General features: G+C 72.5%; 9 protein-coding genes and 1 pseudogene. 7 read left to right on the top strand and 3 right to left on the bottom strand.

All coding sequences use genetic code 11. From position 1 onward, the window contains the following. From N4P33_RS28265 to N4P33_RS28250, 4 genes are all read left to right on the top strand, one after another. On the top strand, window positions 1–1,214 hold a 1,214-nt coding region (locus N4P33_RS28265; RefSeq protein ID WP_260829670.1), incomplete at its 5' end, for an FUSC family protein. 18 nt (window positions 1,215–1,232) lie between these two features. Beyond that, window positions 1,233–2,597 (top strand): amidohydrolase, encoded by a 1,365-nt coding sequence (locus N4P33_RS28260; RefSeq protein ID WP_260829669.1) that lies wholly within the window; start codon window positions 1,233–1,235, stop codon window positions 2,595–2,597. 106 nt (window positions 2,598–2,703) lie between these two features. Then, window positions 2,704–3,393, top strand: a complete 690-nt coding sequence (locus N4P33_RS28255; protein WP_260829668.1) for a DUF899 domain-containing protein — start codon at window positions 2,704–2,706, stop codon at window positions 3,391–3,393. A 156-nt stretch (window positions 3,394–3,549) separates the two neighbouring features. Beyond that, a complete protein-coding gene (locus N4P33_RS28250) occupies window positions 3,550–3,735 on the top strand; it encodes a hypothetical protein (protein ID WP_260829667.1) in 186 nt (61 codons plus the stop codon). Between the two features lie 82 nt (window positions 3,736–3,817). Here the strand turns inward: N4P33_RS28250 and N4P33_RS28245 are convergent, their stop codons facing one another. From N4P33_RS28245 to N4P33_RS28235, 3 genes are all read right to left on the bottom strand, one after another. Beyond that, window positions 3,818–5,686 carry an ABC transporter ATP-binding protein gene (locus N4P33_RS28245; protein WP_260829672.1) on the bottom strand — a complete coding sequence of 623 codons (1,869 nt, stop codon included), beginning with the start codon at window positions 5,684–5,686 and terminating at the stop codon, window positions 3,818–3,820. 297 nt (window positions 5,687–5,983) lie between these two features. Continuing rightward, window positions 5,984–6,370 carry a hypothetical protein gene (locus N4P33_RS28240; protein WP_260829671.1) on the bottom strand — a complete coding sequence of 129 codons (387 nt, stop codon included), beginning with the start codon at window positions 6,368–6,370 and terminating at the stop codon, window positions 5,984–5,986. Between the two features lie 47 nt (window positions 6,371–6,417). Continuing rightward, on the bottom strand, window positions 6,418–7,080 hold the full coding sequence (locus N4P33_RS28235) for an ATP-binding protein (RefSeq protein WP_260829666.1): 663 nt from the start codon (window positions 7,078–7,080) through the stop codon (window positions 6,418–6,420). Window positions 7,081–7,292: 212 nt separating this feature from the next. Between N4P33_RS28235 and N4P33_RS28230 the strand changes: the two genes are divergently transcribed. From N4P33_RS28230 to N4P33_RS28220, 3 genes and pseudogenes are all read left to right on the top strand, one after another. Beyond that, entirely contained in the window at window positions 7,293–8,153 is an 861-nt protein-coding gene (locus tag N4P33_RS28230; protein WP_260829665.1) for a helix-turn-helix transcriptional regulator, read from the top strand. Then, window positions 8,154–8,429: a DUF397 domain-containing protein gene (locus tag N4P33_RS28225; protein ID WP_260829664.1), complete on the top strand. Its 276-nt coding sequence runs from the start codon at window positions 8,154–8,156 to the stop codon at window positions 8,427–8,429. An 81-nt stretch (window positions 8,430–8,510) separates the two neighbouring features. Beyond that, window positions 8,511–9,325 (top strand): annotated as a pseudogene (locus N4P33_RS28220) (SAM-dependent methyltransferase). The last annotated feature ends 256 nt before the right edge of the window (window positions 9,326–9,581 follow it).

The following is a 9,581-nucleotide window of genomic DNA, read 5'->3' as shown; positions in this document are numbered from 1 at the left end:
CCGCCGCTCTCGATCACGCCCAGGACGCGCTGGCCGGGCCCCGGCTGCGCAGGCACGCCAGTTCCGCGACGGAGCGGCGACTGCACGCGCAGTACGCCGCCGCACTGCCCCTCGCCGAGGCGGCGACGGCACTGGCCTGGGCGGGGGAGTCCCTGCCGGGGCGGGCCTCTCAGGGGCCCCGGCGGCTGGCGGCGGCCGTCCGCGGCAACACCCCCACCGGCCCGCTGCCCGCCCCGTCCCGTACGGTGCCCGCGCTGCGCGCCCTCGACGATGCCCTTCTGCACGCCGCCGAGGCGTTCGACGGGGGCGAGGCCAAGGTCGTACGGACGCGCCGGCGCTCCGGGAACGACCTGTTGCGCACGCTCCTCGGCTCGCGGGGACGGGAGTACGGCATCCGGGTCGCCCTGTGCTTCGGGGTGAGCGTCGCCGCCGCCCAGGTGCTGCATCACGTCGGCTGGTTCGGGGCGCACGAGCACTGGTACTGGCTGCCCGCCACCGCCGTCTTCCTGGTCAAGCCCGACCTCGGGCCGCTCGCCTCCCGGGTGCTCTGCCGGGCGGCCGGGACGGTGCTCGGGGCGCTGCTGTTCGCCGGGTTCGCGGCGGTGCTGCCCCGCCCGGAGGGACTGATCGCGCTCGTGGCGGTGAGCGGGGCGCTGATCCCGGTCGCCACCCGGCACTTCGCCGCGCAGACGGCCGTCGTCACGGTGCTCGTCCTCGCCCTGGTCATGGTCGGCGGCGAGCCGCAGGCCTCCGGGGCCCGGATCGCCGAGACGCTGCTGGCCTGCGGCATCGTGCTGCTCGTCGGGCATCTGCCGCTTGCGGGGCGGCGTGCGTCCGGCCTTCACGCGCGGCTCACGGAGGCGGGCGACGCCGCACAGGCCTATCTGGCGCACGTCCTCACCGAGTCCGGCGACCGCGCCGCCCGCTGGGCCCTGCGCCGCGAGGCCTACCGCACGCTCGCCGAGGCGCGTACCGTCGTCGCCGTCGCCTCCGCGGAGCTCCCCGCGCTCGCCCGGCACGCGGACGGTGCGGACGACACCGTCGCCGTACTGGAACGCCTGACCGACACCGTGACGGCCTGCGCGGTCCACCTGGACGACACGGGACGGCTCACGTCACGGCACGTCGAGCAACTGGCCGGGCTCGCCGAGGAACTGAGGGGGCATCACGCCCAGGTGGATGTGCGCCTGCCGGGACTGCCGCGGGCCGGTTGATGACCGTACGTTGTCGTCATGACGCCTTCTGACGTGGAGAGTCCAGCTCAGCTCATCATCACCGGATGCACCGTCCTCGTGCACGACGACCAGGAAGCCATCGGGTTCCTGGAGGACGCGGCGATCGTCGTCCGGGACGGGACCGTGGCCGAGGTGACGCGCGCCGAGGCGGTCGCGGGCCGGGCCGCGGGGGAGTGGATCGACGCCCGCGGGCAGGTCGCGCTGCCGGGGCTGATCAACTGCCACACCCACGCCCCGATGGTCGCCCTGCGCGGTCTCGCCGAGGACCTGCCGACCGAGGAGTGGTTCAACGACGTCGTCTGGCCGGTGGAGTCCAACCTGACCGAGAAGGACGTCGAACTGGGCGCCCGCCTCGCCTGCGCCGAGATGATCCGCGGCGGCGTCACCTGCTTCGCCGACCACTACTTCGCCATGGACGCGGTGGCCGCCGTGGTCGCCGAGTGCGGGATGCGGGCGCTGCTGGGCGAGGCATTCTTCTCCTCCCAGGGGCCCGAAGGGCGGGAGCGGTCACTGGAGTTCGCGCTCCGGCACCGGGGCGCCGCCGACGGCCGTATCACGACCGCCCTCGCCCCGCACGCCCCGTACACCGTCGACGACACCGACCTCGCCGCCACGGCGGAGCTTGCCCGCGCACACGGCCTGCCCGTCCACCTGCACGCCTCCGAGAACCGCGGCCAGACCGACACCAGCCTCGCCCGGCACGGCGTCACCCCCATCGAGGTCCTGGAACGCACCGGCATCCTCGACACCGACGTGCTCATCGCCCACGGCACCGGCATCCTCGACCGCGACCTGCCCGTCCTCGCCCGCGCGAGCGGTCGTACGGCCGTGGCGACCGCGCCCCGCGGCTACCTCAAGTTCGCCTGGCCCACCACCACGCCCATCCGCGCCCTGCGCGAGATCGGCATCCCCGTCGGACTCGCCACGGACGGCGCCGCCTCCAACAACTCCCTCGACGTATGGGAGTCGATGGCCCTCACCTCGATCATCCAGAAGTCGACCGAGGGGGACCCTCGCTGGCTCACCTCCCGTCAGGCCCTGCACCACGCCACCCTGCAGAGCGCCCGCGCGGTCGGGCTCGGCGAGAGCATCGGCAGCATCGCACCGGGCCGCCGCGCCGACCTCGTCCTGGTCGACCTCACCGGCCCGCACACCCAGCCCGTGCACGACCTCGCCGCGACCCTCGTGCACAGCGCCCGCTCCTCCGACGTCCGCACGACCATCGTGGACGGCCGGGTGCTCATGCGGGACCGGGAGCTGCTCACCATCGATGTGCCGTCGGTGGTGCGGGATCTGGGGGAGCGGCTGCCCGCGCTCGTCGACCGCCGTCACGGGCGGCGCATCCAGGAGTACGACACCTGAGGAAAGAGCGGGGAAAGACTCCGGGAAGAAAAATTCCGAGCGAGCGATGAGTTCCGCGGCGGGCCGCAGTCACCCCATGCGACGGGACCGTTGCACAGGAGGAACCATGTCGCTTCCGGAGATCGTCTCGCGGGCGGAATGGCGCACGGCGCGCGAGGAACTGCTGGCCAGGGAGAAGGCCCTCACCCGCGCCCGGGACGCGCTCAACGCCGAGCGGCGCCGGCTGCCCATGGTCGAGATCGACCGGGAGTACGTGTTCGAGGGCGGCGACGGCAAGGCCACGCTGCTCGATCTGTTCGAGGGGCGGCAGCAGCTCGTCGTCTACCACTTCATGTTCGCGCCGGAGTGGGACGCCGGGTGCCGCAGCTGCTCGGCCTTTCTCGACCAGATCGGACATCTCGCCCATCTCCATGCGCGGGGGACGACGTTCGCCGCGGTCTCCCGGGCGCCGTATCCGAAGATCCTGCCGTTCAAGGCGCGGATGGGCTGGACCCTGCCCTGGTACGCGTCGCCCGCCGGTGACTTCAACCTGGACTTCGAGGTGACCCTCGAACGCGAGGGCGAGCTGGTCGAGCGGCCGGGGCTGAGCTGCTTCCTGCGCGACGGCGGCCGGGTCTTCCACACCTACTCGACCTACGAGCGCGGCCTCGACGGGCTCGGCTCCACCACCAGCCTGCTGGACCTCACCGCGCTCGGCCGGCAGGAGGAGTGGGAGGAGCCCAAGGGGCGCGCGTCGGCGCTCGGGGCGCCTGCGGGAAGTGAGCGCATCCGCTATCACGACGAGTACGACGACTGATACGGAAGGTGAGCGATTAGCCCGAAAAGCTGAGACGCGGCTCACACGTGGCGGTGAACGAGTGTCAACTACGTCTCAGTACCGTCACTGGACGAGGCGTTCGCCCCATGGTTGGCGTTTAACTCTACGAGTACAGCGCTACATGGAGGTGGCAGGGTGAACGGGCGAACGGTGCTCGAACGCTTTCCCGCAGGTGGGCCGCGTGGGTCCTGGCCGGCGGAGGAGTTCGCGCAGGCGCGGCGTCTCGAGGGCCTGCCCGCCGAGGTTGTCATGGACCTCGCGACAGACATGTTCCTGGTGATCGTCCGCAGCGGCGACGGCAGCGGTGACGCGGCGGCGTGAGGCGTTGAAGGGCGAAGGGGAGCGACGCTACGCAGCGTGACGGGGCGGGGCTGGATGACAGTGGCGCTCGTGGTGAGCGTCATCAGCGCGGCTTGGCGGCCGGGGCTTCCGTGGCCGCCGTGAACTGTTCCGCCTGGAGTGCGTACAGCTCCGCGTAGAGGCCGCCCGCGGCGAGCAGCTCGTCCGGGGTGCCGGACTCCACCAGCCGGCCCTGGTCCAGCACGTGCACCAGGTCGGCGTGGCGCACGGACGCCAGCCGGTGCGTGATCAGCACGACCGTCTGGCCACTGCCCGCAAGCGCCCGGATGCGATCGAAGACCTCCAGCTCGGCCCGCGCGTCCAGCGCGGCCGTCGGCTCGTCCACGATGAGGATGTCCCCGCGCCGGTACGCCGCCCGCGCGATCCCCAGCCGCTGCCACTGCCCGCCGGACAGCTCGTGCCCGCCGCTGAACTGGCGGGCCAGCAGCGTGTCCAGGCCGCGCGGCAGATCCGCGATCACCGCCTCGGCCCCGGCCTCCGCGACCGCCGAGGCCAGCCGCTCCTCGCTCAGCGGCGCCGAGGGACGCCCCACGGCCACGTTCACGCGGGCGGTGAACGGCCACCGCTTGAAGTCCTGCGCCACCATCGCGATGCGCTCGGCCAGCCGGTGCCGGTCCGCCCGCGCCGCGTCCACGTCGTCCCACAGGATCCGCCCGCGCTCCGGCTTGTACAGCCCGGCGAGCAGCTTGACCAGGGTCGTCTTGCCCGAGCCGTTCTCGCCGACCAGCGCCACGATCCGGCCCAGCGGGACGGTGAGCGAGACATCGTCCAGGGCGGGCCGGGTGGCCTCGCCGGGGTATCGGAACGTGACGTTCTCGAAGCGGATCTCCCGGGGGTCCTCCGGCAGTGGAAGGCCCCCGACGGGGATGGCGCGCTCGGCGGCCTCGACGTAGAGGCGTTGCAGGTCGCCCACGAAGAGCGCCTCCTGGTGCAGCTGGTTCACCTCCAGGACGAGCGTGTCCAGGCTGGAGGAGCCGGTGCGGATGGCGATCACTGCGGTGCCGGCGACCGACAGGGCCATCGCCCCGGCCAGCAGCAGGGCGCCCAGCGTGGCGTACGTCGCGACCGTGGCGAGGCCCGTCCAGGCCGCCGCGATCAGCCCCGTACGGGCCGCCAGCCGGGCGAGCCGGGCCTGCTCCGCCTCGGCCGTCTCCGACATCGCGCGGAAGTGGCGCAGCAGGAAGGGGCCGACGCCGTGCACGCGGACCTCCGGGGCGGCCTCCGGTTCGGTGAGCAGGCCGCTGATCAGATGACCGGCGCGGACGTGCTGCACCCAGGTGTGGAAGGAGGCGTAGCGGCGGCGCGCGATGGTCAGGGCGCCCCAGGCGCTCGGCAGGGTCATGGTCACCAGGAGCGGCAGCAGCAGCGGGTGCAGGATCGTGAGGACGCCGGCCGCGGCGATCAGGGAGATCATCGCGTTGATCACGCGCGTGCCGTACATGATCATCCGGCGTGCGGACATGGCGCCGTACTGAGCGGTGTCCAGCAGCTTGTGGAACGCGTGGTCCTCGATCGCGGCGAGCTCCACGGCCGCCGCGCGTTCGAGATACAGCTCGGTCGCGACGCGCTCGACCTTGGGCTCCAGACGCCCGGTGGCGTAGGTGGCGGCGGCGCGAAGGAGGGCGGCGACCAGCGTGACGGCCGCTACGGTGACGAGGGCCGGGACGGCACCGCGCAGCCGCTCCTCGATGGGGCCGTCGCTCAGCAGACGGCCCAGGGCGTTGTTGACCGCGAGCAGGCTCACCGCCTGGGCGAGGCCGCGGCCGATCTCGGCGGCCAGCACGGTCCGCGCGGCCCGCGGGTCGGCCTGCAGGGCCAGCCGGAAGCTGACGGCGAGCATGCCGGGCAGCCGCTTGACCATGGCCCGGAAGCCCAGCTCCAGCAGCGCGCCCTGGTGCTGGCTCCACCCCATGTCGTACCGCAGGGCCCCACCGAAGAGCAGCCGCTCGGACTCGGACACGGGCGGCTCGCCGGTGTCCTCGCGCCGTCTGCGGCGTCTCTTCCAGCGCCCTGGAACCGACCGGCCTGGATCTCCCGTGTTCGCCATCGCGCCCCCCCCGGCGTCCTCTCGCGGAACGGTCACTATCGCGGTGCGCGTCGCGTACGGGCAGGGCGCGCGGCGGAGCGCGGGAAGCGTACGGGCGCACAAGCGGACGACTCGGCCGTCAGGTTCCGGCGGGGGAGCGAGCGACTCAGCCGCCCGTGGGGTCTACGCGGCCGCCCGGGACCACGTCGGTTTCGTGTCCGTCAGGCGGCACAGGGCGAGGTAGAGGGGGATCGGCGGGGTGTAGGGGAGCGTGCCGGCGGGGCGGTGGATCAGGCCGGGGACGGCGGCGGGGGCGTCCGGGAGGAGCGCGCCGGTGGTGTAGCGGGCGGGGGCCGGCCACTCCATGGCGTAGTCGGAGTCCGACGGGACCAGCCACCACCAGTGCGCCTCATCGGCGTAGACGCACCCCACGCGGGGCAGCCGGGGCAGGACCAGCGGGCCGAGGCGGGCGGGCACCGCCACCGCGTCGCAGCCCATGGGGGTCGTCATCCCGTCGGGGACCGGCAGGCGCCGGAGTGTGTCGATCGTGTGCGGCTCGCCGGCGCGCATCCGCCGGAGTCGGACCAGTGTGTCCAGGCTCAGCACCCGAGCGCCCGTCACGCGCGCCCTCCTTCCCGGCGCTGCTGAGGAGGAGGTGTGCGCAGGGTCCCGGTCTCGCGGCGGCGCCCCTCCGCCTCGTCGTCGTCCTCCGAGCCGCCCGCCGGACCGGGCTTCGGGCGGGCGCCCCAGCCCAGGTCGTTGCGCGGCTCGCCGGGGTCGCGGGGGCCCTCACCCTTGCGCGGCAGCTCGGCCCAGACCAGCAGGCCAGGACCGTGCTCGTGCGCACCCCAGGCGTGACACAGGGCGTCGACGAGCAGCAGTCCCCTGCCATGCTCGTCGTCCGGTTCGGACCGCTCGTTGGCCTGCGGCCGGCCCGGCGCGCAGCCCTCGTCCTGCACGGCTATGCGCACGCGGTCGTCGCCGTCGTGCAGCTCGCAGACGATGTGGCTGCTCGCGGTGTGCACGATGGCGTTGGTGACCAGCTCGGAGACGACCAGGGCCGCGGTGTCACAGGTGTCCTCGCACACCGACCAGCCGGTCAGCCGGGCCCTCGTCAGACGTCTGGCCTGCGCGGGAGAACCCGGGTGCGCGGCCAGCTCGAACCGAAACCGTCGCTCGGCGGCGGCCCCCGCGGGGCCGGCTTCCGAGGCGGCGCCGAGACCGAAGGGGCCCGCGGCGGCGTCTGTTCCTAAGGGCACGGACGGAATCACGCTTGCCACTATCGCCCCGCCGAGAACACTTGGCAAGTGTCACTCTGAAAAATGCAGAGTGCTGTGTGACGGTCTGGACGGGCGTGGCACACTGCTCGCAACAGCACCTCGCGCGGCGCCAGTTGAGATCACCGGAGATCTGTTCCCGTGAACGGATGTTCGAGACGGTGGTCTCGCATGGCGCCGCCGGGCTGTAGGGATTCCTTTCGTGGAGGTGGAGCGTGAGCGAACCCCGGTCCGCGCCGACGGTCGGGCAGGTCGTCCTCGGCCGGCGCCTGCTGGACCTGCGGGAACGCGCCGGGCTCAAGCGCGAGGAAGCGGCGCGTATCCTGCGTGTCGCCCCCGCCACCGTCCGCCGTATGGAGATGGCCGAGGTCGCCCTCAAGATCCCGTACCTCCAGCTCCTGCTGAAGGCGTACGGCGTCTCCGACGAGGAGGCCGACGCCTTCGTGCAACTGGCGGAGGAGGCCAACCGGCCCGGATGGTGGCAGCGCTTCCACGACGTCCTGCCCGGCTGGTTCTCGATGTACGTCAGCCTGGAGGGCGCGGCCTCCCTCATCCGCAGCTACGAGCCCCATTTCGTGCCCGGACTGCTGCAGACCGAGGAGTACGCGCGCGGAGTGCTGCGCTCGGGCGCCATCGGCCAGACCCAGCCCGAGGACATCGAGCGGCACGTCGCCCTGCGCATGCAACGGCAGGAACTGCTCACCCGTGAGGATGCGCCCCGGCTGTGGGTCGTGATGGACGAGACCGTCCTGCGCCGCCCGATCGGCGGCCCGGAGGTGATGCGCGCGCAGATCGACAAACTGCTCGACGCCACGAAGCTGCCCAACGTCACCCTGCAGGTCGCCCCGTTCGCGAGCGGGCCGCATCCGGGGACGTACGGGCCGTTCGTGCTGTTCCGATTCGCCGTGCCCGAACTTCCGGACATGGTCTACAGCGAGTACCTGACCGGCGCCGTCTACCTGGACGGACGCGCCGAGGTGGCGTCCTACCTCGAGGTCATGGACCGCATGGCGGCACAGGCCGCTACGGCACATCGCACGAAGGAGATCCTCAGGGGTCTCCGCAAGGAGCTGTGAATGGAACGCATCAAACCCCGCCCCCAGCCGCGGATCCGCGCCGAGCGGATCTACAACGGCATGCCCGCGCGCGAGCTGGGCAGCGAGGGCTGGCACAAGCCGTGGAGCGGCGGCAACGGCGGCAACTGCCTGGAGGCGATGAAGCTCGCCGACGGCCGCATCGCCGTACGGCAGTCCACCGACCCGGACGGGCCGGCGCTCATCTACACCTCCGACGAGATCACCGCGTTCATCGAAGGAGCCAAGGCGGGGGAGGCGGATTTCCTGGTCTCCTGAGGAGCGTGATGGTGTTCCTGGCTTCTGGTTCCTGGCTTGTCCTGGTGGCACGGAATTGATCATTAACAGTTGCAGAGAGTTATGGAGTCCTTCATGACCGGGCAGCACCCCGTCGAGATCGACACGAGCAAGCCGCACCCCGCGCGGATGTACGACTGGTACCTCGGCGGGAAGGACAACACCCGGTCGACGAGGCCATGGGCCGGCAGATGCTGGCCCTCGATCCCCGGGTGCCGGTCATGGCACGTGTCAACCGCGCGTTCATGCACCGCACCACGAACTGGCTGGCCGGTCAGGGCATACGCCAGTTCCTCGACGTCGGCACCGGCATCCCCACCGAGCCCAACCTCCACCAGGTCGCGCAGCGGATCGCCCCCGACGCGCGCGTCGTCTACTGCGACAACGACCCCATCGTCCTCGCCCACGCGGTGGCCCTGCTGCGCGGCACGGACGAGGGCGCGACCGAGTACCTGCAGGCCGATGTGCGCGACCCGGACACCATCCTCGACGGCGCGCGGAAGGTGCTCGACTTCAGCCGGCCGATCGCCCTGTCGCTCATCGCGCTGCTGCACTTCGTCCCCGACGAGGACGGCGCGCACGAACTCGTCGCACGGCTGCTGGCCGAGCTGCCCTCCGGCAGCTACCTGGTCATCACCCACGCGACGGCCGACTTCACCCCGGAGGAGTCGCAGGCGGCCACCGAGAAGCTCAAGGCCGCCGGCGTCACCCTGGCGCTGCGCTCCCGTGAGGAGTTCGCCCGCTTCTTCACCGGGCTCGACCTGATCGAACCCGGCATCGAGGTCCCCCACCGCTGGCACCCGGAACTGGGCGACCCGGTACCGGGCCAGGACGACGGGGTGATCCCCGGGTACGGGGCGGTGGGCCGCAAGCCGTGACCCTCACCGCGCCCCGCTGACCGGGCGGTGGGGCCGCCCAGGCCCTGAGTTCCGGCACCGCCCCTCCGACGGCGGCCCGCCTTGCGCTGTGCGGCGGGCCGCCGTCGGCATGTGGGCGGGGATGCTCGGGGCAGGGCTCGGGGCGGGGCAGCGGTGCCGTACACGGTGCCGTCGGTGGGCGTATGGCGCCGTCGATGGGGCGGTGAGCCCGGAGCGGGGCAGCGGCCGGTCACGCCCGCATCGGGCGGTCGTACGG

The organism is Streptomyces sp. 15-116A (assembly GCF_025290915.1).
In the GTDB taxonomy this organism is placed as follows: Bacteria; Actinomycetota; Actinomycetes; order Streptomycetales; family Streptomycetaceae; genus Streptomyces.
The sequence above is the reverse complement of the archived record's forward strand: the minus strand, read 5'-3'. Positions and strand labels throughout refer to the sequence as shown.

Coding starts and splice junctions, on each gene's coding strand:
- N4P33_RS28260 (WP_260829669.1), top strand. CDS start 1,233: ATGACGCCTTCTGACGTGGAGAGTCCAGCTCAGCTCATCATCACCGGA.
- N4P33_RS28255 (WP_260829668.1), top strand. CDS start 2,704: ATGTCGCTTCCGGAGATCGTCTCGCGGGCGGAATGGCGCACGGCGCGC.
- N4P33_RS28240 (WP_260829671.1), bottom strand. CDS start 6,370: ATGCGCGCCGGCGAGCCGCACACGATCGACACACTCCGGCGCCTGCCG.
- N4P33_RS28225 (WP_260829664.1), top strand. CDS start 8,154: ATGGAACGCATCAAACCCCGCCCCCAGCCGCGGATCCGCGCCGAGCGG.
- N4P33_RS28245 (WP_260829672.1), bottom strand. CDS start 5,686: ATGGGGTGGAGCCAGCACCAGGGCGCGCTGCTGGAGCTGGGCTTCCGG.